This window comes from Streptomyces sp. SID5464 (assembly GCF_009862985.1).
GTDB classification, from domain to species: Bacteria; Actinomycetota; Actinomycetes; order Streptomycetales; family Streptomycetaceae; genus Streptomyces; species Streptomyces chartreusis_D.
On the sequence record NZ_WWIQ01000004.1, the window covers coordinates 231,152 to 256,162 of the forward strand.

Annotated in this window: 18 protein-coding genes and 1 pseudogene; 13 read left to right on the forward strand and 6 right to left on the reverse strand. The window is 72.3% G+C overall.

The window, feature by feature from the left end; translation table 11 throughout:
• Window positions 1-171: 171 nt before the first annotated feature.
• From GTY47_RS04635 to GTY47_RS04645, 3 genes are all read left to right on the forward strand, one after another.
• Window positions 172-1,629, forward strand: coding sequence for a catalase (locus tag GTY47_RS04635; RefSeq protein ID WP_010039103.1), 1,458 nt, complete (start codon window positions 172-174; stop codon window positions 1,627-1,629).
• Window positions 1,630-1,940: 311 nt separating this feature from the next.
• The gene (locus GTY47_RS04640; RefSeq protein ID WP_029181123.1) at window positions 1,941-2,177 is read left to right on the forward strand and encodes a hypothetical protein; all 237 of its coding nucleotides are present in this window, start codon (window positions 1,941-1,943) and stop codon (window positions 2,175-2,177) included.
• Window positions 2,178-2,356: 179 nt separating this feature from the next.
• The gene (locus GTY47_RS04645) at window positions 2,357-2,965 is read left to right on the forward strand and encodes a TIGR04222 domain-containing membrane protein (protein ID WP_010039106.1); all 609 of its coding nucleotides are present in this window, start codon (window positions 2,357-2,359) and stop codon (window positions 2,963-2,965) included.
• A 69-nt stretch (window positions 2,966-3,034) separates the two neighbouring features.
• Here GTY47_RS04645 and gcl read toward each other — a convergent pair whose 3' ends face one another.
• Window positions 3,035-4,819, reverse strand: coding sequence for a glyoxylate carboligase (gcl, locus tag GTY47_RS04650; protein WP_010039109.1), 1,785 nt, complete (start codon window positions 4,817-4,819; stop codon window positions 3,035-3,037).
• A 210-nt stretch (window positions 4,820-5,029) separates the two neighbouring features.
• Here gcl and GTY47_RS04655 point away from each other — a divergent pair, with 210 nt between their 5' ends.
• The 3 genes from GTY47_RS04655 to GTY47_RS40655 all read left to right on the forward strand — a co-directional run bounded on the left by GTY47_RS04655 (window position 5,030) and on the right by GTY47_RS40655 (window position 7,138).
• On the forward strand, window positions 5,030-5,905 hold the full coding sequence (locus GTY47_RS04655) for a hypothetical protein (RefSeq protein WP_029181124.1): 876 nt from the start codon (window positions 5,030-5,032) through the stop codon (window positions 5,903-5,905).
• A gap of 158 nt (window positions 5,906-6,063) precedes the next feature.
• Window positions 6,064-6,570, forward strand: a complete 507-nt coding sequence (locus GTY47_RS04660) for a GNAT family N-acetyltransferase (RefSeq protein ID WP_010039111.1) — start codon at window positions 6,064-6,066, stop codon at window positions 6,568-6,570.
• 229 nt (window positions 6,571-6,799) lie between these two features.
• Window positions 6,800-7,138: a GNAT family N-acetyltransferase gene (locus GTY47_RS40655; protein WP_010039112.1), complete on the forward strand. Its 339-nt coding sequence runs from the start codon at window positions 6,800-6,802 to the stop codon at window positions 7,136-7,138.
• On the opposite strand, the gene GTY47_RS04670 is transcribed toward GTY47_RS40655, so the two are convergent.
• Window positions 7,051-8,649, reverse strand: a complete 1,599-nt coding sequence (locus tag GTY47_RS04670; RefSeq protein ID WP_010039113.1) for an AMP-binding protein — start codon at window positions 8,647-8,649, stop codon at window positions 7,051-7,053. The genes GTY47_RS40655 and GTY47_RS04670 overlap by 88 nt on opposite strands.
• Window positions 8,646-10,325 carry an AMP-binding protein gene (locus tag GTY47_RS04675; RefSeq protein WP_010039114.1) on the reverse strand — a complete coding sequence of 560 codons (1,680 nt, stop codon included), beginning with the start codon at window positions 10,323-10,325 and terminating at the stop codon, window positions 8,646-8,648. Before GTY47_RS04675 ends, GTY47_RS04670 begins: the two co-directional genes overlap by 4 nt.
• A gap of 125 nt (window positions 10,326-10,450) precedes the next feature.
• On the opposite strand from GTY47_RS04675, the gene GTY47_RS04680 reads away from it, so the two are divergent.
• From GTY47_RS04680 to GTY47_RS04695, 4 genes and pseudogenes are all read left to right on the forward strand, one after another.
• Complete coding sequence (locus GTY47_RS04680) at window positions 10,451-11,260, forward strand: helix-turn-helix transcriptional regulator (RefSeq protein ID WP_010039115.1); 810 nt, start codon at window positions 10,451-10,453, stop codon at window positions 11,258-11,260.
• Window positions 11,261-11,464: 204 nt separating this feature from the next.
• On the forward strand, window positions 11,465-14,317 hold the full coding sequence (locus GTY47_RS04685; RefSeq protein ID WP_010039117.1) for a LuxR family transcriptional regulator: 2,853 nt from the start codon (window positions 11,465-11,467) through the stop codon (window positions 14,315-14,317).
• A gap of 214 nt (window positions 14,318-14,531) precedes the next feature.
• On the forward strand, window positions 14,532-15,323 hold the full coding sequence (locus GTY47_RS04690) for a serine protease (RefSeq protein WP_010039119.1): 792 nt from the start codon (window positions 14,532-14,534) through the stop codon (window positions 15,321-15,323).
• A 152-nt stretch (window positions 15,324-15,475) separates the two neighbouring features.
• Window positions 15,476-15,940, forward strand: a pseudogene (locus GTY47_RS04695) (LysE family translocator); the annotation flags it as partial.
• Window positions 15,941-15,953: 13 nt separating this feature from the next.
• Here GTY47_RS04695 and GTY47_RS04700 read toward each other — a convergent pair.
• The 3 genes from GTY47_RS04700 to GTY47_RS04710 form a co-directional block, all read right to left on the reverse strand.
• A complete protein-coding gene (locus GTY47_RS04700) occupies window positions 15,954-17,069 on the reverse strand; it encodes a winged helix DNA-binding domain-containing protein (protein WP_010039123.1) in 1,116 nt (371 codons plus the stop codon).
• 54 nt (window positions 17,070-17,123) lie between these two features.
• A complete protein-coding gene (locus tag GTY47_RS04705) occupies window positions 17,124-18,089 on the reverse strand; it encodes a YihY/virulence factor BrkB family protein (protein WP_010039125.1) in 966 nt (321 codons plus the stop codon).
• A gap of 150 nt (window positions 18,090-18,239) precedes the next feature.
• Window positions 18,240-19,583: an MFS transporter gene (locus GTY47_RS04710; protein ID WP_010039126.1), complete on the reverse strand. Its 1,344-nt coding sequence runs from the start codon at window positions 19,581-19,583 to the stop codon at window positions 18,240-18,242.
• 383 nt (window positions 19,584-19,966) lie between these two features.
• Between GTY47_RS04710 and GTY47_RS04715 the strand changes: the two genes are divergently transcribed.
• From GTY47_RS04715 to meaB, 3 genes are read left to right on the forward strand one after another with little or no spacing between them, the layout of a single operon-like run.
• Window positions 19,967-21,775 (forward strand): methylmalonyl-CoA mutase family protein, encoded by a 1,809-nt coding sequence (locus GTY47_RS04715; RefSeq protein WP_010039128.1) that lies wholly within the window; start codon window positions 19,967-19,969, stop codon window positions 21,773-21,775.
• Window positions 21,775-23,967 (forward strand): methylmalonyl-CoA mutase, encoded by a 2,193-nt coding sequence (gene scpA, locus GTY47_RS04720; RefSeq protein ID WP_010039130.1) that lies wholly within the window; start codon window positions 21,775-21,777, stop codon window positions 23,965-23,967. Before GTY47_RS04715 ends, scpA begins: the two co-directional genes overlap by 1 nt.
• A complete protein-coding gene (meaB, locus tag GTY47_RS04725) occupies window positions 23,964-24,956 on the forward strand; it encodes a methylmalonyl Co-A mutase-associated GTPase MeaB (protein ID WP_010039134.1) in 993 nt (330 codons plus the stop codon). Before scpA ends, meaB begins: the two co-directional genes overlap by 4 nt.
• Window positions 24,957-25,011: the final 55 nt, after the last annotated feature.

Below are 25,011 nucleotides of genomic sequence, written 5' to 3' on the forward strand. Positions count from 1 at the left end.
TCCCCGGGCGGCGTCGCCCCTGACACCTGTCCTGTCGCGCCCAAAGGGGCGGCGCCGCCCGGACCAGCCATGCCCATCGCTTCAACAAACTGTTGACGCTCCGATCGCCCCGACCCTAGGCTCCACAAAGCGGAAACATTTTTCCGCTGCCCTCTCGTACGGAAGGTCACGATGTCGCAGCGCGTGCTCACCACCGAGTCCGGCGCCCCCGTCGCCGACAACCAGAACTCCGCCACCGCCGGCGTCGGCGGCCCGCTTCTGCTCCAGGACCAGCATCTGCTGGAGAAGCTGGCGCGCTTCAACCACGAGCGCATCCCGGAGCGCGTGGTGCACGCCCGGGGCTCCGGCGCCTACGGCCACTTCGAGGTGACCGACGACGTCACCGGCTTCACCCACGCCGACTTCCTGAGCGAGACCGGGAAGCGGACCGAGGTGTTCCTGCGCTTCTCGACGGTGGCCGACAGCCTCGGCGGCGCGGACGCGGTCCGTGACCCGCGCGGCTTCGCGGTCAAGTTCTACACGGCGGAGGGCAATTACGACCTCGTCGGCAACAACACCCCGGTGTTCTTCATCAAGGACCCGATCAAGTTCCCGGACTTCATCCACTCGCAGAAGCGCGACCCCTTCACGGGACGTCAGGAGCCGGACAACGTCTGGGACTTCTGGGCGCACTCCCCCGAGGCCACGCACCAGGTGACCTGGCTGATGGGCGACCGCGGCATCCCGGCCTCGTACCGGCACATGAACGGCTACGGCTCGCACACCTACCAGTGGACGAACAGCCGGGGCGAGGCCTTCTTCGTCAAGTACCACTTCAAGACCAACCAGGGCATCCGCTGCCTGAGCAGCGAGCAGGCCGCCGAGCTCGCGGGCAAGGACCCGAACTCCCACCAGACGGACCTGCTCCAGGCCATCGAGCGTGGTGTGCACCCGTCCTGGACCCTCTACGTCCAGATCATGCCGGCGGCCGAGGCGGACGGTTACCGCTTCAACCCGTTCGACCTGACCAAGGTCTGGCCGCACCAGGACTACCCGCTCCGGCGTGTGGGCCGGCTGGTGCTGGACCGCAACCCGGACAACGTCTTCGCCGAGGTCGAGCAGGCCGCGTTCTCCCCGAACAACTTCGTGCCGGGCATCGGGCCCTCGCCCGACAAGATGCTCCAGGGCCGCCTGTTCGCCTACGCTGACGCCCACCGCTACCGCCTGGGCGTCAACCACACGCAGCTGGCCGTCAACGCGCCCCGGGCCACGACCGCCCAGAACTACGGCCGGGACGGCTTCATGGCCTCCAACGCCCAGGGCCGGTACGCGAAGAACTACGAGCCCAACTCCTACGACGGCCCGGTGGAGACCGGCCGCCCGCTGTCGGCGCCGCTGGCGGTGACCGGCCACACGGGCACCCACGAGGCACCCCTCCACACCAAGGACGACGACTTCTTCCAGGCGGGCGAGCTGTACCGGCTGATGTCCGCCGAGGAGAAGTCCCGCCTGGTCGCGAACATCGCCGGCGGCCTCTCGCAGGTCTCCCGCGACGACGTGATCGAGAAGAACCTCGCGCACTTCCACGCCGCCGATCCCGAGTACGGGCGGCGCGTGGAGGAGGCGGTCCGCGCCCTGCGCGAGGACTGAGCTCCCTGACCGCGTCCGACCGCCCGGGGCGACCCGGATGAGGGGTGGTCGCCCCGGGAACGGACGCGGGCAGGGCGCGGACCGCGGCGGCGTGCGAGCCAGTGCGGTGGTGAAGGACCCGGACGGGCTTGTCGACCTGAGGGAAGACCGTTCCGGACTCCGTCGCACCCGCCGCGGTCCTCATACCCGATCCCCTCCCCCACGACCCCGTCCGGCGGCGCGAACGTCCTGTCGCGCCCAGCCTCGCGCCGTCGGACGGCCAGTCCCTCCCTCAGGGTGCGGAACCGGCCCGGCCGCAGCAGCCTGAAGGCATGGCACATCCAACCGAGCACCCGCATGTCGTGGTCCACGCCCCCGCCCTGGACGGATCCCGCCGGGTCACCCTGGGCGAGGAGGCCCTGGGGATCGCCACGCACGTCGATGACGTGGCGGAGATCCTGCGGCTGGCCGACCTCTACGTCACGGACGTCGAGGAGAGCGACCTCGTCGAGTGGCAGGGCGGCGGCCCGGACGACTGGCCGGGACTGTCGGAGCACCACGAGGCGTGAGGACACCCCGCGCCCACGTGGGCGCGCGTACGGCACCGGTCGTACACCCCGTACGGAACCCTCAAATGAACCTCTGAACCCGGCCCCGGGGGCTTCAACCGCCCCCGGGGCCGGGCACATTCTCGTCACACGGGACCCGCCGGCACGGGGGCGGCGGGCCCCGGCACGGGGGTGAAGCCATGAGCGACGGTACGGCGGTCCCGCTGGAGCCGCACGAGATCGCACTGCTGGGGGACGGCCCGCGGGCCGCCGTCACCGTCGCCGTGGTGGACCTGTATCTGCGGGGCCTGGTGGAGGCCGACCGGCCGGGGACGATGCGGAGGGGCATCGCGGACGCCGTGACCGGGGAACGGCCGCCGTCCCCTTTGGCGGAGGCGGTGCACGGGGCCCTGCGCCGGCCGGCCGGTCTGCGGACGTTGGTCAAGAATCCGGACATACGGCTCGCGGTGGCCCTGATGCGCATCCCGCTCGCCGAGGCGGGCCTGCTGCGCTACCCGCTGCTCGGCCCCACGCGCGCCGCCCGCCGCCATGTTCGTGAGCTACGGCTCGATCACCCGCTGCCCGCGAGCAGACGCGGTCTGACGGACCACGACCGCCTGCTGGCCGTCGCCCTGCACGGCGAGGCGGCCCTCCGGCTCCTGGTGCCGCGCTTCGCCCTGCGGGCGGGGCTGATGCGACGGGCCGAGGTGGGCGGCAAGCCCCTCCTCAAGCACTCACCGCGCGGTACGGGCGGGGGCAGCGCGGGTTACTCCTACTGCGGCGGGGGCGGTGGCGGGGGCGGCGAGTGACCGCGGGTCCGGGCACGCGCGAGGGGCGGTCCGTCCTTCCGGACGGGCCGCCCCTCGCCTGCGCGGGCGTCAGACCTTCAGCGTCCTGATCGACGTCGGTGCGTGGCCGGGCTCGGTGGCGAGCTCCTCGAACTCCACGACGTTGCCGATGTCGTTGGTCGTCGACATGGAGATGTTGGTGACGCGTTCCAGGATCGCCTCGACGACGACCGGGACCCGGTACTCGGCGGCGAGCTTCTTGGCCTGCTCGAACGCGGCGCCGAGTCCGGCCGGGTCGGTGACGCGGATCGCCTTGCAGCCGAGGCCCTCGGCGACCTTGACGTGATCGACGCCGTAGACGCCGAGCTCGGGCGCGTTGATGTTCTCGAACTCCAGGTTGACCTGGAAGTCGATGTCGAACGCCCGCTGCGCCTGGCGGATCAGGCCCAGGTAGGAGTTGTTGACGAGGACGTGGACGTACGGGATCTTGTGCTGCGCGCCGACGGCCAGTTCCTCGATCATGAACTGGAAGTCGTAGTCGCCGGAGAGCGCGACGACGGACGCCTCCGGGTCGGCCTTGGCGACGCCGAGCGCGGCCGGGATGGTCCAGCCGAGCGGGCCGGCCTGGCCGCAGTTGATCCAGTGGCGGGGCCGGTAGACGTGCAGCATCTGGGCGCCGGCGATCTGCGAGAGGCCGATGGTGGAGACGTACCGGGTCTCCGGGCCGAAGGCCTTGTTCATCTCCTCGTAGACGCGCTGCGGCTTGATCGGGATGTCGTCGAAGTGCGTACGGCGCTGGAGGGTCGCCTTCCGCTCCTGCGCGGAGGCGGCCCAGGCGGAGCGGTCGGGCAGCTTGCCGGCCGTCTTCAGTTCGCGCGCCACCTCGACGAACAGCTCCAGCGCGGCCCTGGCGTCGGAGGCGATGCCGTAGTCGGGCGCGAAGATCTTTCCGATCTGGGTGGGCTCGATGTCGACGTGCACGAACGTCCGTCCGGCGGTGTAGACGTCGAGTCGGCCGGTGTGGCGGTTGGCCCAGCGGTTGCCGATGCCGAGGACGAAGTCGGACTCCAGGAAGGTCGCGTTGCCGTAGCGGTGCGAGGTCTGGAGGCCGACCATGCCGGCGTTCAGCTCGTGGTCGTCGGGGAGGACGCCCCAGCCCATGAGGGTGGGGACGACCGGGATTCCTGTCAACTCGGCGAATTCCACGAGCAGTTCGGCGGCATCGGCGTTGATGACGCCGCCGCCCGCGACGATCAGCGGTCGCTCGGAGGCGTTCAGCATCCCGATCGCCTTCTCGATCTGGGCTCGGGTCGCGGCGGGCTTGTAGACCGGGAGCGGCTCGTACGTCTCCGGGTCGAACTCGATCTCCGTGAGCTGGACGTCGATCGGCAGGTCGATCAGGACCGGGCCGGGGCGGGCGGAGCGCATCAGGTGGAAGGCCTGCTGGAAGACGCCGGGGACCTGCGCCGCCTCCAGCACGGTCACGGCCATCTTGGTGACCGGCTTGGCGATCGAGGCGATGTCGACGGCCTGGAAGTCCTCTTTGTGGATCACGGCGGTCGGGGCCTGGCCGGTGATGCACAGGATCGGGATGGAGTCGCCGGTGGCGGAGTACAGGCCCGTGATCATGTCGGTGCCGGCCGGGCCGGAGGTGCCGATGCAGACGCCGATGTTGCCGGCGTGGGTGCGGGTGTAGCCCTCGGCCATGTGCGAGGCGCCCTCCACGTGGCGGGCGAGGGTGTGGTTGATGCCGCCGGAGGCCTTGAGCGCCGCGTAGAAGGGGTTGATCGCCGCGCCCGGGACACCGAACGCGGCGGTGACGCCCTCACGCTTGAGGATCTCAACTGCCGCGCGGGCAGCGGTCATTCGAGCCATCGAGTACTCCTGCTTCGACTGTCGGATTCGCACTCCCGTCGCGCCCCGCGGTGAGCTCTTCCGTAATGCGGAAAGTAACTTCTACTATCTGGAATGAATGTATGCGGGGCGGGTGAAGGGCGTCAAGAGACGGGCAAGCGGCGGACAGCCGCGGGTTCGCTGAAGCACGATGGACGCGCCGACCCGATGTGACGCCGTACTGGAGTGGGCATGGCCAAGAGCGTGCCGGTGCGCTGCCCGTCCTGCCGACGGGAGCACCGCTTCACAGCCCCGTCGTACCCGTGCGTGTGCGGGGCGCCCGTCGCCCCGCGGCTCGACCCGGACGGGACGGTGACGCCCGTCTCTCATCGCGTCTGGCAGGACGACTGGGTGACCGTACGGTGCGAGTCCTGCGGCCGACGCGGGGAGTGGCCACGGCCGGAGGTGGGGTGCCCGTGCGGGACGGTACTGCGGGTGCCGGTGACGGAGGGGCGGGGTGTGGCCGGCCGGGGCGGCAGGACGGGCCAGGACACGGCAGCTGACGGCGGCTTCAGGTCTGACCGGGACACGGTCGACCCGGACGCCGACGACGGCCGGGACGGCGCGCCGGTCCCGGGCGGTGCGACCGGGCCGCACGACGCCGCAGCCGCCGAGGGGGACCCTGCCCCTGCGGACGCCGGTGCCGACGTCGCCGACGGTGCCGCTGCCGCCCGGCCGCCCTTCCGCTCCGTCGCGATCCGTACCCCGCTCGACGCCGTCACCGCCGCCGCGCTGTACTTGCGCCGGCTCGGCTACCGGCGTGTCCGGCGGGCCGACCAGCGGCCGCCGTCCGGCATCGGCCTCGCCGCCCGCGGCGTCGTCGCGCTGGTCGACCCTGCCGTGCGCCCCGCGACCCTGCGGGACGTGGAATGCCTGTGGCTGACGGCCATGACGGAGTCGGCGGACTGCCTGTGCTTCACCCTCGCCGGGTACGCGGACGACGCCCGGGCCCGTGCCGACGCCCTCGGCGTCCCGCTGTTCGTCCTCGACCTCACCGGCACCCCACGGCCGGTGAACGCCCCGGCCGACGCACTGGACGCCACCGGCACCGGGGACCGGGCGCCCTGACGCACCGCAGCAGTTCGCCGCCGCCCCTTCCCGCACGCGCTCCGACCGGGCGCGGCGGTGAGCGCGGTCCATCCGCTGCCGGCCAGTGCACGGCCTGGGCGCCACGTCGCCCGAGAAACCACAGGATCCCGGCGTGCACCGCGCCGCATACTCACCCCATGCGTATCCGCTCCGCGACCGCCGCCGAACTCCCCGCCCTCCAGGACATCGAGCGTGCCGCCGGGCTCCCCTTCCGCGACCTCTGCATGCCGGAGATCGCCGACGACGAACCGCCCTCGCTCGACGTGCTGGAGCGCTTCCGCGGGGCGGGCCGATGCTGGGTCGCCGTGGACGAGCGGGATGCCCCGGTGGCGTACCTCGTCGCCGAACCCGTGGACGGCGCCCTGCACATCGAGCAGGTCTCGGTCCACCCGCGCGCCGCGCGCCGGGGCGTGGGCAGGGCCCTCCTGACGTACGCCGCCGAACGCGCCCGCGAGGAGGGCCTGGCAGCCCTGACGCTCACCACCTTCACGGAGGTTCCGTGGAACGCCCCCTATTACGCCCGTCTCGGCTTCCGCACCCTCACGGAGGCGGGGCTCACCCCCGGCCTGCGCGAGATCCGCGCGACGGAGGCCGAACACGGCCTCGACCGCTGGCCCCGCGTGTGCATGCGCGCACCGCTGTGACCGAGCCGCGGTAATCCGCGCGCGGCCCGGCCCGCACTGCTGCCACGATGCGCCCCATGGGCGACATCGAACCCGGCACGCTCGTCGTGCGTCACGCCGAGCCGCCGGACCACACGGCACTGACCGGGACCGACCCGATCGCGGCGGCGGGAGACCGGGCGCGCCGCGCGAGCATCCGGCGCTGGTGCGAGCAGGGCCGGGCCCTGCTGGCCGAAGACGCGCGGGGCCCGTGGGCTACGCCGTGCTGGAGTACACCTTCTTCGAGCAGGGCTTCCTCACCCTGCTGACGGTCGCGCCCGCCGCACGCCGGCAGGGAGTGGCCACACGGCTTCTCACGGCCGTCGAAGCGACGTGCATCACGCCCAAGCTGTTCACCTCGACCAACGTCTCCAACCAGCCCATGCAGCACCTGCTCCTGAGGGCCGGCTGGCAACCCACCGGTCTGGTCCACGGCCTCGACGACGGCGACCCCGAGCTCTTCTATCTCTGCCCGCCCGCGAACCTCTCCCGCAGTTCCACCTTGCGAACCTTCCCGGACACCGTCATCGGGAAGGAGTCGAGGAGCTGAAGCCCGGTCGGGATCTTGTAGTGGGCCAGGCGGCCCTGACAGAAGGTCCGCAGTTCGTCCAGGGTGAGCGGGTCGGCGGGGTCGTGGGGGATGACGCAGGCGAGGACCTCCTCGCCGTAGCGGTCGTGCGGGACGCCGACGACCTGGACGTCCTGGATCTTGGGGTGGGCGTAGAGGAACTCCTCGATCTCGCGGGGGTAGATGTTCTCCCCGCCCCGGATGATCATGTCCTTGATGCGGCCGACGATCTCGACGTAGCCGTCCTCGCGCATCACCGCGAGGTCGCCGGTGTGCATCCAGCGGCCCGCGTCGACGGCCTCGGCGGTCTTCTCCGGCTCGTTCCAGTAGCCGAGCATCACGCTGTAGCCGCGGGTGCACAACTCGCCCGCCGTGCCGCGTGGCCGGGTCACGCCCGTCGCCGGGTCGACGATCTTCACCTCGATGTGCGGCAGCACGCGGCCGACCGTGCCGGTGCGGTGTTCCAGGTCGTCGTCCATCCGGGTCTGGAGGGAGACCGGGGAGGTCTCGGTCATGCCGTAGCAGATGGAGACCTGCTGCATGTGCATCTCGGCGACCACCCGCTTCATCACCTCCACCGGGCAGGGCGAGCCCGCCATGATGCCGGTGCGCAGGGAGGAGAGGTCGTACGAGGCGAAGCCGGGGAGGTTCAGCTCCGCGATGAACATGGTCGGGACGCCGTAGAGCGAGGTGCAGCGCTCCTGCTGGACCGCCTCCAGCGTGGCCTTCGGGTCGAAGGACGGGGCCGGGATCACCATGCAGGCGCCGTGCGAGGTGGCGGCGAGGTTGCCCATGACCATGCCGAAGCAGTGGTAGTACGGCACCGGGATGCAGATCCGGTCCTGCTCGGTGTAGGCGATCAACTCGCCCACGAAGTAGCCGTTGTTGAGGATGTTGTGGTGGGAGAGGGTGGCCCCCTTGGGGAAGCCCGTCGTGCCCGACGTGTACTGGATGTTGATCGGGTCGTCGCAGGACAGGCCGTCCTCCGTGATCCGGGCGCCGGGAGTCCCCCGCCCGAGCAGCGCGTCCCAGCTCGGATCGCCGATGTAGACGACCTCGCGCAAGTCGGCGCATCTGCCCCGCACTTCGTCGACCATCGCCCGGTAGTCGCTCGTCTTGTGGCTGAGGGAGGCGAACAGGAGGGAGATCCCGGCCTGCTTGAGGACGTACTCGACCTCGTGGGTGCGGTAGGCCGGGTTGATGTTCACCATGATCGCGCCGATGCGGGCGGTGGCGTACTGGACGAGGACCCACTCGGGACAGTTGACCGCCCAGATGCCCACCCGGTCGCCCTTGGCGACCCCGGAGGCGAGGAGGGCGGAGGCCAGCTCGTCGACGGCCGCGCCGAACTGCGCGTACGTCCAGCGCCGCCCGGAGGGCACGTCGACCAGCGCCTCACGGTCCGGCCAGGCGGCCACGGCCCGGTCCAGGTTGGCCCCGACCGTGTCGCCGAGCAGAGCGGTCTCGCTGGTTCCATGACTGTACGAGGTCACCGGAAGTCCTCCTCGCGGTACTCGGCGTCCGAGCCGGCCGCCGTGGCCTCCCGCAGCTCGATGCGGCGGATCTTGCCCGAGACGGTCTTGGGCAGCTCCCCGAACTCCAGGCGGCGGATGCGCTTGTAGGGGGCCAGGGCCTCACGGGAGTGCTCGAACAGCACCTTCGCGGTGTCGGGGCCGGGCTCCCAGCCCGCGGCCAGGACGACGTACGCCTTCGGCACCGCGAGCCGCAGCTCGTCCGGCGCGGGCACGACGGCCGCCTCGGCCACCGCCTCGTGCTCCAGCAGCGCGCTCTCCAGCTCGAAGGGGCTGATCTTGTAGTCGGACGCCTTGAAGACGTCGTCCGCGCGGCCGACGTAGGTGATGTAGCCGTCGGCGTCCCGCGCGCCGATGTCGCCCGTGCGGTAGTAGCCGCCGGCCATCGCCTCCGCCGTGCGGTCCGCGTCGCCGTGGTAGCCGGTCATCAGGCCGACGGGGCGGTCCGACAGGTCGAGCGCGATCTCGCCCTCGCTCGCGCCCGGCGCGCCCGAGACGGGGTCCAGCAGTTCGACGCGGTAGCCGGGGCTCGGCCGGCCCATCGAGCCGGTCTTGAGCGGCTGGCCGGGGCTGTTGGCGACCTGCACGGCCGTCTCGGTCTGGCCGAAGCCGTCCCGGATGGTGACGCCCCAGGACCGGCGGACCTGTTCGATGACCTCCGGGTTGAGCGGCTCACCGGCGGCGACGACCTCGCGCGGCGGGGTGCGCAGCTGCGTCAGGTCGGCCTGGATGAGCATGCGCCAGACGGTGGGCGGGGCGCAGAAGGTGGTGACCTGGGCCCGGTCCATCTCGGACATGAGCCGGGCCGCGTCGAAACGCGTGTAGTTGAGCAGGAAGACGGTCGCCTCGGCGTTCCAGGGGGCGAAGAGGTTGGACCAGGCGTGCTTGGCCCAGCCGGGTGAGGAGATGTTCAGATGCACGTCGCCGGGCTTGAGGCCGATCCAGTACATGGTCGACAGGTGCCCGATCGGATACGAGGTGTGGGTGTGCTCGACGAGTTTGGGCCGGGCGGTGGTGCCCGAGGTGAAGTACAGCATCAGCGGGTCGTCGGCCCGGGTCGGGGCGTCGGGCGTGAAGTCGGCCGGGGCACCGTGGGCGTCCTCCAGCGGCAGCCAGCCCTCGGGCACGGCTCCCGGGGCTCCCGCCGCGATGCGGGTGTAGCCGCCGGGGACCTCGGCGAACTTGCCGGTGTCCTCGGAGCGCGCGATGACGTGCCGGACCCGGCCGCGGTCGACGCGGTCGCGCAGGTCGGCGGGGCCGAGCAGCGGAGTGGCCGGGATGACCACCGCGCGCAGTTTCATCGCCGCGAGCGCGGTGATCCACAGTTCGGCCTGGTTGCCCAGCATCACGAGGATCCGGTCCTCGGCGCGCACGCCCCGGGCGCGCAGCCAGTTGGCGAACCGGTCGGAGCGTACGGACATCTCCTCGAAGGACAGCCGGGTCTCGTGGCCGTCCTCCTCGACGATGTGCAGCGCGGTGCGGGCGTTGCCGTGCGCGATCTCGTCGAACCAGTCGAGCGCCCAGTTGAAGCAGTCGGGACGGGGCCAGCGGAAGCCCTGGTAGGCCGTGCCGTAGTCCTCGCGGTGTTCCAGCAGGAAGTCCCGCGCGCTGCGGAACGCCTCCGTCGCCGATGTCATGCGTCCTCCTTGGTGCCGGACCATTGCCGGGCGGCTCCGAGCCATCGTGTAATCCGTGATGCAGGTCTCACTACCCCCGAACGGGGGGTGCGCCCGCACAGGAGCCGTCGTGAAGGGGCGAGCAGGTGACAGCAGACGCGTCCGACGCGGTCGAGATACGGAACGCGCTGCTCCGTCTGCGGCGCGCCACCGGCCTTCCGGTCGCCTTCGGCGGCCTGATGGAGGCCGGGCGGCAGATGCGCATCAGCGAACTGAGCGGCACGGCGACGCACGCCCTGCGTTCGCTGGTGGTGACGTCCGGGAACGGGCTGGGCGGCAAGACGCTGGTGCTCGCCCGGCCGTGCGTGGTGACGGACTACTCGGTGTCGCGGCAGATCAGCCACGAGTACGACGCCCCGGTGGCGGTCGAGGGACTGCGCTCGGTGCTGGCCGTGCCGGTGGTGGTGCGGCACTCGGTGCGCGGGGTGCTGTACGGGGCGCTGCGGACGGCCCTGCCGCTGGGCGGGCGCATGCTGGACGAGGCCGTCGAGGCGGCGCGGGACGTGGAGCGGGCGCTGGTCGTGCGGGAGGAGGCCCGCACGCTCGCCGCGGAGGGCCGGCCCGGCGCGGGACGGGAGCAGGTGCGGGAGGCGCACGCGGCCCTGCGGGCGCTGGCCCCGAAGATCGCGGATCCCGGGCTGCGGGCCGAGCTGCTCGACGCCTGTGCCCTGCTGACGGCCGATACCACCCCCTCGGACCGGGTCCGGCTCACGCCGCGCGAGGTGGACGTGCTGGCGTGCGTCGCCGCGGGGGCCACGAACGCGGTCGCGGCCGAGCGGCTGGGCGTGACGCCCGAGACCGTCAAGGGGTATCTGCGGTCGGCCATGCGGAAGCTGCGGGCCCGGACCCGGGGCGAGGCCGTGGTCGCGGCGCGCCGGGCGGGATGGTTGCCGTAGGTTTGTGATGTTTTCCGTTGCCCCTGCCCGTTCGATATGCCGACGGGTTCCCGACCGGGCGCCACCGTCGTGTTCCGCCGCATTAGGGAGCCCAATGAATTCGCGCGCGGACCTGCGTTGTTATTTCCCTCACCACGCCGTCCCTCCGAAATTCAAAGAGCTGTTGCCTAATATTGGCCAGGACACGACACACGGAGGGGAGCGGTGACCGTGCCACGGGACTTCCAGGAGCCTCCCAGGAGCCGCCCCGACCTGGTCATCGGCCGGGAGGACCTGTTCACGTCGGCGCGTGAGCAGCTCGGCCGAGGCGGCAGTGTGCTGCTCCACGGCCCCGCGGGAATTGGAAAGTCGACGGTCCTGCGGGCGCTGGCCGCGGATTACGCCGGTGCGGCCCGGACCGTGTTGCGCTGCTCGGCCACCGAGTCCGAATCCCACCTGCCCTTCCTGGCGCTGGCCGACCTGTTCGGCCTGGTCCTGGACGAGGTCTCCGGCGCGCTGCCCGCCGCTCAGCGCACCGCCCTGGAGTCCGCGCTCACCGGGCGCGGCGAGTCCACCCTCCAGCGCGACGGGCTCGCGCTGCGCCTCGCCGTGCTGTCGGCGCTGCGCGCCCTCGCCGCCAAGGGCCCGGTGCTGGTCGTCGCGGACGATCTCCAGTGGCTGGACGCGGCCAGCGCCGAACTGCTCGGTTTCGCCGCCCGCCGGCTGGGCGACACGCCGGTGCAGATGCTGTGCGCGGTGCGGACCGAGGGCCAGGAGTACGACCGCCATCTACGCGCGTCTCCGCCCGACACGCTCGCCGTCCGGCTGGGCCCGCTGTCCCGTACCCAGGTCTCCGCCCTGCTCGACCACCGCGGCTACACCCCCCTGTCCCGCTCCACGATCCGCGACATCCACCGCACCAGCGGCGGCAACCCCCTCTTCGCGCTGGAGCTGGGCCGCGCCCTCGCCGAGAGCCCCACCCGGCCCCGGCCCGGCGAGCCGCTGCCCGTGCCCACCTCGCTGCGGGCGCTGGTGCTGAGCCGGCTGGAGATGCTGTCCGACGAGGCGCGCCGCACCCTGCTCGTGGCCAGTGCCGGTGCCCGTCCCACGCTGGCGCTGCTGCACGCCGCCGGCCGGGAGCACGCCGAGGCCGAGACCGCCCAGGCCGCGGCGCTGGGGCTGCTGGCGACCGAGGGCGAGGGTCCCGCCGTACGGTTCGCGCACCCGCTGATCTCGGCCGCGCTGTACGCGGAGGCCCCGGCCCGGGAGCGGCGGGCCGTGCACGCCGCCCTTTCCACGGCGGCCTCCGACCCGATCGAGCGGGCCCGGCACCTGGCCCTGGCGACCACGGGCACCGACCCGGAGGTGGCGGCCCGGCTCGCCGAGGCCGCCGCGCTGGCCCGGGACCGCGGGGCGCCGTCGGTGGCCGCCTCGCTCGGGCTGCTCGCGGCCCGGCACACCCCGGCGGACAGTACGCCCGGCCCGGACGAGCGGCGGCTCCAGGCCGCGGAGGACGCGATCACGGCCGGCGAGGCCGATCTCGCCCGGGACATCGCCCGGGACGTGCTGACCCGGGCCACCGTGCCGGCGGAGCGGGTGCGGGCGTGGATGGTGGTCATCGAGGCGGCCGGGCAGGCGCTCGGTGACGTCGACGCCGTCTTCCCGCAGGTCCTGGCCGACGCGGGCGACGACCCGCGGCTGCTCGCCCTGGTCCACTACCAGCTGGCCTGGCGCGGCCTGGTCGTGGAGGGCGACTTCGCCGAGGCCCGGCAGGAGGCCGCGCACGCGGCGGAGCTGGCCGCCCGCGGCAAGGACCGGCGCACCGAGCTGATGGCGCTGTCCTTCCAGGCCTCCACCGAGACCCTGATGGGCCACCCGGACGCCCCGGCGACCGTCAAACGGGCACTGAAGGAACCACAGGACCCGTATGTGGCCTGCCACCACAACGGCGCAGGCTCGGCCCGGTTCCGGTGGCTGATCATGAGCGACCAGCTGCCCGAGGCGCGGGCGACCATCACCGCCCTGCTGCGCGAGGTGCGCAGACGCGGCATGGTCGAGAGCGAGGTGCACTTCCTGCGCTTCCTCGCCGAGACGGAACTGCGCTCCGGGCACTGCGGCCGGGCCCTGGACCTGGCCCGCGAGAGCCTGCGGCTCGCCCGCGACTCGGGGATCGGCGAGGGCGCCTCCGCCATGCTGACCTCCCTCGCGGAGGCCTCGGCCGGGGATGTCGACCGGGCGCTGGCCCTCGCCCGTGAGGCGGCGGACCACGCCGAGGTCGACGGCGACCAGATGTACCTGTCCCGCGCCCTGGCGGCACTGGGCTACGCCCAGTTGGTGGCCGGGGACCCGGCGGCCACGGTCCGTTCGCTGCGCCGGGTGCGGGAACTGGAGCAGGGCCTCGGCATCACGGACCCGGCGCGCGGCCGCTGGCACGGCGACCTCGCCGAGGCCCTGGTCCGCGTCGGCGAACCGGGTGAGGCCCAGGACGTCATCGACACGGCGCGGGTGCACGCGCTGCGGCTGGGCCGGGAGAGCGTGCTGGCCGTCCTCGACCGGGCCGAGGCGCTGGTGCGGGCGGCACGCGGCGAACACGAGGCCGCCCTGGTCCGGCTGACGTCCGTTCAGGACCGGCTCGGCCGGCTGGGCTACGGCCTGGAGGAGGCCCGGGCCGCCTTCGCACTGGCCCGGCTGCGCACCCGGACCGTGGGTCTCGTCCGCACCGGCGGGACTCCCCTGCCGGGACCGGCGTCGTACGACGAGGCCGCCCGGCTGTTCCGGCGCTGCCGGGCGCTGCCCTGGCTGCGGCAGGTCGACGCGGCCGCCGCTGCCGGTCCCGCGGCGGTGGAGCCGGTCTCCGTCGCCCCGCCCGTCGCGCTCGACGCGCTGGAGGGTCTCGCGTCGATGGAGCGTCAGGTCGCCTCACTGGTGATGGAGGGCGCGACCAACCGGGAGATCGCGGCCCGTCTGTTCATCAGCGTCAAGACCGTCGAGGCGACCTTGACCCGGGTCTACCGGAAGCTGGGGATCCGTTCGCGGGTGGACATCGTCCGGCTGGCGGCGGGCCGCCGCACGACCTGACCCCACCCGCGCCCACCAGGGCCGACGAGGCCCGACCGAGGGTTTTCCCTGCCCAACTCCCTTAGGGGGTTCCCTCATTGGGAGCCCGCCCTGCCGGGCTCTAGCTTTGTCGCGTGCCGCTCGCCGGGCACACGGAGATCCGAACAACGGCGTCAGGGTCACCGTGCACCACCCACCCGCGCGACCCCCCACCGGCAACTCCCCGAGGAGACCCATGTTCGGGTTCGACCGTGCCAAGAAGGCCGCCGCCGTCGCCACCGCGACCGCTGCCGCCGCCGCGACCGCGCTGCTCGCCGCTCCCGCCGCCGTCGCCGCGCCCCAGCCGATCGTCGGCGGTACCACGACCACGACGACCGCGTACCCGTTCGTCATGCAGATCACGGATGCCTCACAGAGCCAGTTCTGCGGCGGCACGCTGGTCTCGCCCACCAAGGTCGTCACCGCCGCCCACTGCATGGTCGGCGAGACCACCAGCAGCGTGCGCGTCGTCGGCGGCCGCACCTACCGCAACGGCACCAACGGCACGGTCAGCAGAGTCAGCAAGATCTGGATCCACCCGAGCTACACCGACGTCACCAACGGCGACGACGTGGCCGTGCTGACACTGTCGACGTCGATGCCGTACACGCCGGCGAAGTTCGTCTCCTCCTCGCAGACTTCGGTGTACGCGGCCGGCACCACCGCCCGCATCCTCGGCTGGGGCACCACCTCCTCCGGCGGCAGCGCCTCCAACCAGCTGCGCACCGCGACCGTACCGACCGTGTCCGACTCCAGTTGCGCGAGCTCCTACGGCTCCGACTTCGTGCAGAGCGACATGGTGTGCGCCGGAAAGACCTCCGGCGGCGTGGACACCTGCCAGGGCGACAGCGGCGGCCCCCTGCTCATCGGGGGCGTCCTGGCAGGCATCACTTCCTGGGGCGAGGGCTGCGCCCAGGCCGGTTACCCGGGTATATACACCCGGCTGACGACCTTCTCCAACCTGGTCACGACGCAGGTCAACTCGTAGCCGGGCAAAGCTCCTGAGCACCCCTCAGGTGAAATACCAGGGGGCGTTGCGGGCCTCCACGAGCGGCCCGCAACGCCCCCTCTCCATGTCATCGTCCGGGTTCGGGGGCTTGAATGGGCCGCAGACGGGAGTGATGCTCATGGTTTCCGCCGATCGGCTCGCTGGTCGAGCGGTCGGTGGCGGTGTACTTGACGGTGAAGCTGGCGGGCGCCGCGTATCTGGTCTTCCTGGGTGTGCAGGCGTTCCGGCACCGCAAGCAACTCAAGGCGTCGCAGATCAGCACCCGGCCGGCCGAACCGGCCCGCGGCGGCCTCCGTACGCTCCTGGACGGGGTCCTCGTCGGTGTCACGATCCCGAAGGGCGTGCTGTTCTTCGCCGCCGTCCTGCCGCAGTTCGTGGAGCACTCGGCGGGCCATGTCACCCTCCAGATGCTCCTGTTGGGTCTCGTACCGATCTCGATCGGCCTGGTCACGGACACCCTGTGGGGCCTGACGGCGTCGGCGGCCCGCACCTGGTTCGCCCGCTCCGACCGCCGCCTTTCGCTGATCGGCGGGGCGGGCGGCTGCACGATGATCGGCCTGGGCGTGACGGTGGCGGTGACGGGCCGGGCGGACTGAGCCGCCGCTCCCGTCAGGTGCGTACGGCGCCGAAGCGGATGTCGTAGGACGTCTCCGGGTGCATCATCCGCAGCATCCGCTCCGCCTCGGCGGTGACCTCGTCCCGCTGCGCCCCGGTGAGCCGGCCGAAGGGCTCGATGACGAGCGCGTGCTCCTCCAGTCGCCACAGACCCGCGAGGAACCCGTCGACGAGGAGGGTGCGGTGGGCGACGTTGCCCTGCCAGGCGCGGCCCCGGTACTCGGGCGGGACGACGCGGGTGCGGTCGGCGTGGGAGAGCAGCAGATTGTCGAACTCGGGCAGGAAGCGCGGCGGGGCCGGGGTGTCCGGGTCGGGGCGGGGGGCGTCCGGCAGGTCGAAGAGCTCGACGCCTCCTGCGTCCCGGAACGTGACCAGTCGCGGGCGGAGGCGTTCGAAGGCTTCGCGCAACCGGGTCAGTCCGGCCCAGGTCTGCATGTCCCGCACGGAGGCCGGGCCGAAGGCGGCGAGGTAGCGCAGCACGACCGCATCCGGTGTGGCGGCCGGTCCGGCGGGGCGGCCGAGCCAGTGCTCGGCGGTGGTCAGGCTGACCTGCCCGCTGTGGCCCCACAGGCCGCGCGGGGTCACCTGCACGAGCGGCAGACGGCACCGGGCGGCGACGGCCAGGGCCTGCGGGTCGGCGTCGGGCCACTCCTGGAGCAGGGCCTCGCGCAGTTGCTTCATGGTGCGGGGCTCGGTCTCGACGAGGTCGCGGGCGAGGGCGGCGAGCCGGTCCAGGTCGACACCGGCGAGCCCCTTGCGGAAGTTCGTCAGCTCCCGGTCCCGGGCCGGCTGCACCAGCGGACGCAGGGTGAGGCAGTCGTCCGCGGTGTGGGTGTGGATGGTGGAGCGCACCGTGACGATCCGGACGACCTCGCGATCGGCCATCAGCCGGGACAGCGCCTCGGGGGCGAAGCCGTCGAGGCGGGCGGCGAGCGCGTAGTACGGAGGCTTGACGTTCTGCGCCTGGAGGCCGACCAGGTGCTCGACGGCCGCGGCGGCGGAGATCCGGGCCGGGCGCAGGAGCAGCTGCCGGTCGAGGGTGGCGCGGTTGAGGGCCCGGGTACCGAGGTGGGGTGCCGGGCCGGCGACGCTCCGCTTGCTGTTCGTCATGGGGGCACGGTAGCGAGAGTCGCGGACAGGTTCTGGCCGCGATGGTCGCGGACCTCACGCGCCGGGTCCGGGGTCCGGCTGGACGGCGGATTCGATGCCGGCGCGGGCCGCTTCCAGCTGGGCGGCGAACGCGATGCCGAGGAAGAGCGCGACGGCGGTGAGGTTGGCCCACAGCAGCAGGGCGATGAAGGCGGTGAGCGGTCCGTACACGGCGCCGAAGGCACCGCTCTCCTCGACGTACAGCGCGAGCAGCCAGGTGGCCGACACCCACAGCAGCAGATGCACGGCCGAGCCGAAGGCCAGCCAGGTGTAGCCGGGCTGGACGCGGCGGGGCGACCAGCGGAAGATCACGGCGGAGGCCACCCAGGCCAGCGCGAGCCCCACGGGAATGTCGAGCACGCCCCACCACCGCGACCCGCTGTCCTGCCAGCCGGCCGAGTCCGCCACCGCGTCGCCCACGGCCTCGCCCGCGACGAGGACGACGAACCCCAGTACCAGGGGCAGGCCGGCGGCGAGCGCGAGAGCGATCGCCCGCCCGTACTTGCGCGGGAAGGGACGGTCGCGCTCGATGCCGTAGATGCGGTTGGCGCCGCGCTCGATCTGGCCCATGGCCGAGGCGAGGTTCAGCAGCGCGAAGCCCAGTCCGAGCCACAGGGCGAGCGTGCTCCAGACATCGCCGTGCGCGGTGCGCCGCGTCCCCTCGAAGGCGTCCTCGACGATCTGCGCGCTGGCACCCGGCACGATCCGGCCGAGGGTGAGTTCGATGACCCGGCCCACGCCCTCCGTGTGCACCGACGTGGCCAGCCCGACGAGCGCCACGGTGCACGGGACCAGCCCGAGCACCACCTGGAAGGCGAGGGCCCGCGCGTTGGTGAAGCCGTCCGCGTATCGGAACCGTGTGAAGGAGTCGGCCAGCAGCCGCAGCCCTCCGTAGTGGCGCAGGGCGGTGAACGCCTCGTCTCCGGAGAGCTCGTCTCCGATCATGTCCCGGGTCTGCGGGACGTGGACGGCGGTACCCATGGCGTGGACGCTCCTTGTCGTCGGGCTGCTCCTTGTCCGGTTGCCCCGTGAACCTCTCCCCTCTCGCATCCGGCCGGTACCGGCCTGCCAGGGAATTCCGGGCCGGTTCCGCCATCCGGCGGTCGGCTCATCGGGCAGCTCCGCCCGAGATCACCCGGGCGTTTGGTCCATCACCGCGGCGGGCAGGGAGATCCGCCAGGCGACGCACCCGGCCAGAGCGAGCCCGGCGACGGCCAGGAGGCTGCTGGCGAGGAACGGGTCGGCGCCGCCCAGGGCGGGAGCGAACCCGATGCCGACGTAGAGCGTGACGCCGGTGGAACCGCCCAGCTGGTCGGCGGCTCGCTGAACGCCCGAGGCGATGCCGGCGTCGTCCTCGGTCACGCCGGTCACCGCGACGTACTGCAGCCCGACGATCCCGAACCCCATTCCGGCCGCGATGAGCGTCATGGCCGGAATCATCGCCCAACCGGTGGCCCCGAGCGCGGAGACCACAGCGATGGCTGCCATCGCCAGCACGGTGAAGCCGATCCCGGCCAGGACACAGGCCCGGGCGCCCCACCGTCCGAGCAGCCGGGGAACCAGCACCGAGGCCGCGATCAGGGACACCGCCAGGGGCAGCATCGTCAGACCGGCCTGAAGCGGGCCGGCGCCCGACCGGTCCTGGAGGTAGTAGGTGAACAGCAGGAACGAGGTGGACAGGGCCGCGCTCAGCAGGGCGGTGGCGAGGTTGGCCAGGACGCGCGGCCGGTTGCGGAAGAGCCGCAGCGGCACGAGCGGGTCCCGTGAACGGCGCTCGACCCTGACGAACAGGGCTCCGGCTGCCACCGCGCCGGCCAGCGCCGCCGGCGGCAGCCAGGGCGGCGTGCCGTCCGCCTCTCCCGCCTCGATGACGCCGAGGGTGAACAGCAGCGGAGCCGCGACCAGCAAGAACGAACCGGGAAGGTCCAGCGGTGTGGGCCCGGCGGGCCGGTCGCTCGGCACGAGCAGGGCCGCAGCAGCGAGTACCACCAGGATGAACGGCACGGACACCAGGAAGATCCAGCGCCAGCCGAGCAGTTCGGTGATGATCCCGGAGACCACGAACCCGAGGACGAGGCCGCAGCTCGCGACGGCCGCCCACACGCTCAGCGCCCGCGACCTGCGCGGCCCCTCGGGGAACATGAGCACGATCACTGCCATCGCTGCCGGGAGCGCGATCGCTTCTCCGGCGCCCTGCAGCAGCCGGGCTGTCACCAGCACGGCGAAGGACGGCGCGAGCCCGGCCAGCAAGGACGCGGCGCCGAAGACAGTTGTGCCGAGCAGGAGGATGCGGCGCCTGCCGAGCACGTCGCCCAGCCGGCCGCCGAGCATCAGCAGCCCGCCGCCGGTGATCGTGTACCCGACCACGACCCAGGTCAGGGCGTGGCCTTCGACCCCCAAGTCGGCGCCGATCGAGGGCAGGGCGACATTGACCACGGTCACGTCGACCGCGATGAAGAACTGCAGCATGGCCATGCAGCACAGCACCAGCCACGCATGCACCGGGGACGATCCGGCCCCGCGCGAAGAGAGAAAGTCTGAAAACACCGAGTGCTCCGTTGCCCAGAAGAAGTTCCGAGCAGCACGAACGTGCCGCTCCGGTTCACCCACGGAGCGACGGAACGTTCAACAGAAGTGAGACGAACGCCCCGCCGCTAGCGGAGCGTCCTCGTCACCGCAGCACAAGCCGCGCACGAAGCACCAGACATGCCGCCGATGCTACCGGAGCCAACTCCCGCCTGTCCGCGCGACCTCCACGGGGCCTCATCGCGGGGAGAGCACGATCACAGAAACGGGGAGGGCAAGGTCACAGCCTCGCCCACTGCTGCTCCTCTGTGTCCGTGTCCTAGCATCCGAGCATGACGGTCCTGCCTGACGACGGGCTCGAGCTGGCCGGCGATTTCCCTGACGTGCCCCATGAGCAGTGGCAGCGCCTTGTGGCGGGTGTGCTGCGCAAGTCGGGCAGGGAAGTGGAGGGCGCCGAGGCCGAGGAAGCCCTGTCCACCGCGCTGGAGGACGGGCTGCGCACCCGGCCTCTCTACACCGCGCACGACACCGCGCCCGAGCCGGGTCTGCCCGGATTCGCACCCTACGTGCGGGGCGGCCGGGCCGAGGGGAACACGCTCGGCGGCTGGGACGTACGGCAGCGGCACACGGTGGCCGACGGCGGCGCGGTGCTCACGGATCTGGAGAACGGCGTCACCTCCCTGTGGCTGGCCGTGGGGGAAGGCGGCATTCCGCTGCCGGAGCTCGGCCGGGTCCTCGACGGCGTCCTTCTCGACCTCGCCCCGGTTGTCCTCGACGCGGGACGTGAACCCGGGCCCGCGGCACGGGAGTTGCTGCGGCTGTACGAGGAGCGCGGTGTCGCACGGGAGGCGGCACGCGGCAACCTGGGCGCGGATCCGCTGGGTCATGAGGCCCGGAGCGGGCAGCAGGGCGACGTCGCCCCGGCGGCCGAGCTCGCGCGGCTGTGTGCCGAGGGGTACCCGGGGCTGCGGGCGATTACCGTGGACGCCCTGCCGTACCACGAGGCCGGCGGCTCGGCCGCCCAGGAGCTGGGCTGCTCGCTGGCCACGGGAGTTGCGTATCTGCGGGACCTCACCGAGGCCGGGCTGAGCGTCGAACAGGCCTGTGCGCAGCTGGAGTTCCGGTACGCGGCGACCGCCGACCAGTTCCTGACGATCGCCAAGCTGCGGGCCGCGCGCCGGCTGTGGGCGCGGGTGGCCGAGGTCTGCGGGGCGCCGCGTGCAGGGGCGCAGCTCCAGCACGTCGTGACGTCTCCGGTGATGATGACGCGCCGCGACCCGTGGGTGAACATGCTGCGCACGACCATCGCCACGCTGGCCGCCGGTGCGGGCGGTGCCGACTCGGTCACCGTGCTGCCCTTCGACCACGCCCTCGGCCTGCCGGACGCGTTCGCCCGCCGTATCGCCCGCAACACCTCCACGATCCTCATCGAGGAGTCGCACCTGTCCCGGGTGATCGACCCGGCGGGCGGCTCCTGGTACGTGGAGCGGCTCACCGACGAACTCGCCCACGCGGGCTGGGAGTTTCTCCGGCGGATCGAGCGGCTCGGTGGCATGGCGGCCGCCCTGCGCTCCGGGGACGTCGAGCAGGACCTCGCCGAGACCTGGCGGGCGCGCACCGCCAGGCTGGCCAAGCGGCGCGAACCCATCACCGGCGTCAGCGAGTTCCCCCACCTGGCCGAGAAGCCGGTCGTGCGCGAGAGCGCGCCCGAGCGGCCGTCCGGCGGCCTGCCGCGGGTGCGCCGCGACGAGGCCTTCGAGGCACTGCGGGCCCGCTCGGACGCGCATCTCGCCGCGACCGGCTCCCGGCCCCGGATCTTCCTCGCCGCGCTCGGCCCGGCCGCCGCCCACACCGCACGCCTCACCTTCGCGTCGAACCTGTTCCAGGCGGGCGGCATCGAGCCGGTCACCGGGGGCACGTTCGCGGAGAGCGGTGCGACGGAGGCCGTGCTGTGCTCCAGCGACGCCGTGTACGAGGAGCAGGCGGCGGCCCGGGCCGCGGAGCTCAGGGAGGCGGGCGCCTCACACGTGTTCCTCGCCGGGCGGCCCGGGGAGTACCCGGGTGTCGACGCGTACGTCTTCGCGGGCTGCGATGCCGTGGCCGTGCTCTCCGCGACCCTCGACCGCATGGGAGTGTCCTGATGACCGCCCCCTCCGACCGTTCCGTCCCCGACTTCTCCGGGATCGAGCTGGGGACCCCGGCCTGTGACGGCGGCCCCGACGAGTGGCGTACGGCGGTCAAGAACGCCTCCGGCGGTGACGACCTGCTGTGGGAGACCCCGGAGGGCATCACGGTCAAGCCGCTGTACACCGGTCGTGACCTGGAGGGCCTGGACTTCCTGGACACGTATCCGGGCGCGGCGCCGTATCTGCGGGGCCCGTACCCGACGATGTACGTCAACCAGCCCTGGACGATCCGTCAGTACGCCGGTTTCTCCACGGCCGAGGAATCGAACGCCTTCTACCGGCGCAACCTCGCGGCCGGGCAGAAGGGCCTGTCGGTCGCCTTCGACCTGCCCACGCACCGGGGGTACGACAGCGACCACCCGCGCGTGACCGGTGACGTCGGCATGGCGGGCGTGGCGATCGACTCGATCTACGACATGCGGCAGCTGTTCGACGGGATCCCGCTGGACAGGATGACGGTGTCGATGACGATGAACGGCGCCGTGCTGCCGGTGCTGGCGCTGTACATCGTCGCCGCCGAGGAACAGGGCGTGCCGCCCGAGAAGCTGGCCGGGACCATCCAGAACGACATCCTCAAGGAGTTCATGGTCCGCAACACCTACATCTATCCGCCGAAGCCGTCGATGCGGATCATCTCCGACATCTTCGCCTTCACCTCGCAGCGGATGCCGCGCTACAACTCCATCTCCATCTCCGGCTACCACATCCAGGAGGCGGGCGCGACGGCCGACCTGGAGCTGGCGTACACGCTCGCGGACGGCGTGGAGTACATCCGGGCAGGCCGGGAAGCCGGCCTGGACGTGGACGCGTTCGCGCCCCGGCTGTCGTTCTTCTGGGCGATCGGCATGAACTTCTTCATGGAGGTCGCCAAGCTGCGGGCGGCGCGCCTGCTGTGGGCCAAGCTGGTGCGGCAGTTCGACCCGAAGAACGCCAAGTCGCTTTCCCTGCGGACCCATTCGCAGACCTCCGGCTGGTCGCTGACCGCGCAGGACGTGTTCAACAACGTGACGCGCACCTGCGTCGAGGCGATGGCGGCGACGCAGGGGCACACCCAGTCGCTGCACACCAACGCCCTGGACGAGGCGCTGGCCCTGCCGACCGACTTCTCGGCGCGGATCGCCCGCAACACGCAGCTGCTGCTCCAGCAGGAGTCCGGCACGACCCGCGTGATCGACCCGTGGGGCGGCAGTGCCTACGTCGAACGGCTGACGTACGACCTCGCCCGGCGGGCCTGGCAGCACATCCAGGAGGTCGAGGCCGCGGGCGGCATGGCCAAGGCCATCGACGCGGGCATCCCCAAGCTGCGCATCGAGGAGGCCGCGGCCCGCACGCAGGCCCGGATCGACTCGGGCCGGCAGCCGGTCGTCGGCGTCAACAAGTACCGGGTGGACAGCGACGAGCAGATCGAGGTCCTGAAGGTCGACAACTCCTCCGTGCGCGCCCAGCAGATCGAGAAGCTGCGGCGGCTGCGGGCGGAGCGGGACGAGAGGGCGTGCCAGGAGGCGCTGGAAGCGCTGACCCGGGCCGCCGCCGGCGAGGGCAACCTGCTGGAGCTGGCGGTGCACGCGGCCCGGGCGAAGGCGACCGTCGGGGAGATCTCCGACGCCCTGGAGAAGGTGTACGGCCGGCACGCGAGCCAGATCCGTACGATCTCCGGCGTGTACCGCAACGAAGCAGGGGAGTCCCCGTCCGTGGACCGCACCCGAGCCCTGGTCTCCGACTTCGAGGAGGCCGAGGGCCGCCGCCCGCGCATCCTGGTGGCGAAGATGGGCCAGGACGGCCACGACCGCGGCCAGAAGGTGATCGCGACCGCCTTCGCCGACCTCGGCTTCGACGTGGACGTCGGCCCGCTGTTCCAGACGCCCGCCGAGGTGGCCCGGCAGGCCGTCGAGGCGGACGTGCACATCGTCGGTGTCTCCTCGCTCGCGGCCGGTCACCTCACCCTCGTCCCGGCGCTGCGCGAGCAGCTCGCCGAGGAGGGGCGCGAGGACATCATGATCGTGGTCGGCGGGGTGATCCCGCCGCAGGACGTGCCGACGCTGCTGGAGATGGGCGCGGCGGCGGTCTTCCCGCCGGGGACGGTGATCCCGGACGCGGCGTACGACCTGGTGAAGCGACTGTCGGACGGACTCGGGCACGACCTGTGATCGACGTCGACGCGTATGTGAAGGGCGTACTCGACGGGAAGCGGGCGATCATCGCCCGGGCCATCACGCTCGTCGAGTCGACCCGGCCTCAGCACCGGGCGCTGGCCCAGGAGTTGCTGACCGCACTGCTGCCGCACAGCGGCCGGGCCCGGCGGATCGGGGTCAGCGGGGTGCCGGGTGTGGGCAAGTCGACGTTCATCGACGCGTTCGGCTCGATGCTGACGGGGCTCGGGCACCGGGTGGCGGTGCTCGCCGTCGACCCGTCCTCCAGCCGTACCGGCGGCTCGATCCTCGGCGACAAGACGCGGATGGAACGGCTGGCGGTGGACCCCGCGGCGTTCGTCCGCCCCTCCCCCACCGCGGGCACGCTGGGCGGGGTCGCCAAGGCGACGCGTGAGTCGATCGTGGTGATGGAGGCGGCGGGCTACGACGTGGTCCTGGTGGAGACGGTCGGCGTCGGCCAGTCCGAGACCGCGGTCGCGAACATGGTCGACTCCTTCCTGCTGCTCACCCTCGCCCGCACGGGCGACCAGCTCCAGGGCATCAAGAAGGGCGTCCTGGAACTGGCCGACGTGATCGCCGTGAACAAGGCGGACGGGCCGCACGAGCGGGACGCCCGGGCCGCCGCGCGGGAGCTGTCGGGCGCGCTGCGGCTGATGCACGGCAAGGACGCGTTCTGGACCCCGCCCGTGCTCAGCTGCAGCGCGCGGGAGTCGAACGGCCTGGACACGGTGTGGGAGCGCCTCGAACAGCACCGCTCGCTGCTGGACTCCACCGGCCGCCTCACCGCCAAGCGCCGTGACCAGCAGGTCGACTGGACCTGGACCATGGTCCGCGAGGAACTCCTCGGCCGGCTGCACGCGGACCCGGCGGTGCGGGCGCTGGCTCCGGCGCTGGAACAGCGGGTCCGGGCGGGCGAGCTGACCCCGACGCTGGCGGCGGAGCGGATTCTGGGGGCGCTCGGGGGGTCCGGCTCGGCGGGTTCCTGACCGGGAGCAGCGGGAATGGCGGTTGCGCCAACGGTTCCGCATACCGAGCTTGCAT

Excerpts from the sequence above, each read along its gene's own strand:
- GTY47_RS04635 (WP_010039103.1), top strand. The coding sequence starts at position 172 with ATGTCGCAGCGCGTGCTCACCACCGAGTCCGGCGCCCCCGTCGCCGAC.
- GTY47_RS04640 (WP_029181123.1), top strand. The coding sequence starts at position 1,941 with ATGGCACATCCAACCGAGCACCCGCATGTCGTGGTCCACGCCCCCGCC.
- GTY47_RS04645 (WP_010039106.1), top strand. The coding sequence starts at position 2,357 with ATGAGCGACGGTACGGCGGTCCCGCTGGAGCCGCACGAGATCGCACTG.
- gcl (WP_010039109.1), bottom strand. The coding sequence starts at position 4,819 with ATGGCTCGAATGACCGCTGCCCGCGCGGCAGTTGAGATCCTCAAGCGT.
- GTY47_RS04655 (WP_029181124.1), top strand. The coding sequence starts at position 5,030 with ATGGCCAAGAGCGTGCCGGTGCGCTGCCCGTCCTGCCGACGGGAGCAC.
- GTY47_RS04660 (WP_010039111.1), top strand. The coding sequence starts at position 6,064 with ATGCGTATCCGCTCCGCGACCGCCGCCGAACTCCCCGCCCTCCAGGAC.
- GTY47_RS04675 (WP_010039114.1), bottom strand. The coding sequence starts at position 10,325 with ATGACATCGGCGACGGAGGCGTTCCGCAGCGCGCGGGACTTCCTGCTG.
- GTY47_RS04690 (WP_010039119.1), top strand. The coding sequence starts at position 14,532 with ATGTTCGGGTTCGACCGTGCCAAGAAGGCCGCCGCCGTCGCCACCGCG.
- GTY47_RS04700 (WP_010039123.1), bottom strand. The coding sequence starts at position 17,069 with ATGACGAACAGCAAGCGGAGCGTCGCCGGCCCGGCACCCCACCTCGGT.
- GTY47_RS04705 (WP_010039125.1), bottom strand. The coding sequence starts at position 18,089 with ATGGGTACCGCCGTCCACGTCCCGCAGACCCGGGACATGATCGGAGAC.
- GTY47_RS04710 (WP_010039126.1), bottom strand. The coding sequence starts at position 19,583 with ATGGCCATGCTGCAGTTCTTCATCGCGGTCGACGTGACCGTGGTCAAT.
- GTY47_RS04715 (WP_010039128.1), top strand. The coding sequence starts at position 19,967 with ATGACGGTCCTGCCTGACGACGGGCTCGAGCTGGCCGGCGATTTCCCT.
- scpA (WP_010039130.1), top strand. The coding sequence starts at position 21,775 with ATGACCGCCCCCTCCGACCGTTCCGTCCCCGACTTCTCCGGGATCGAG.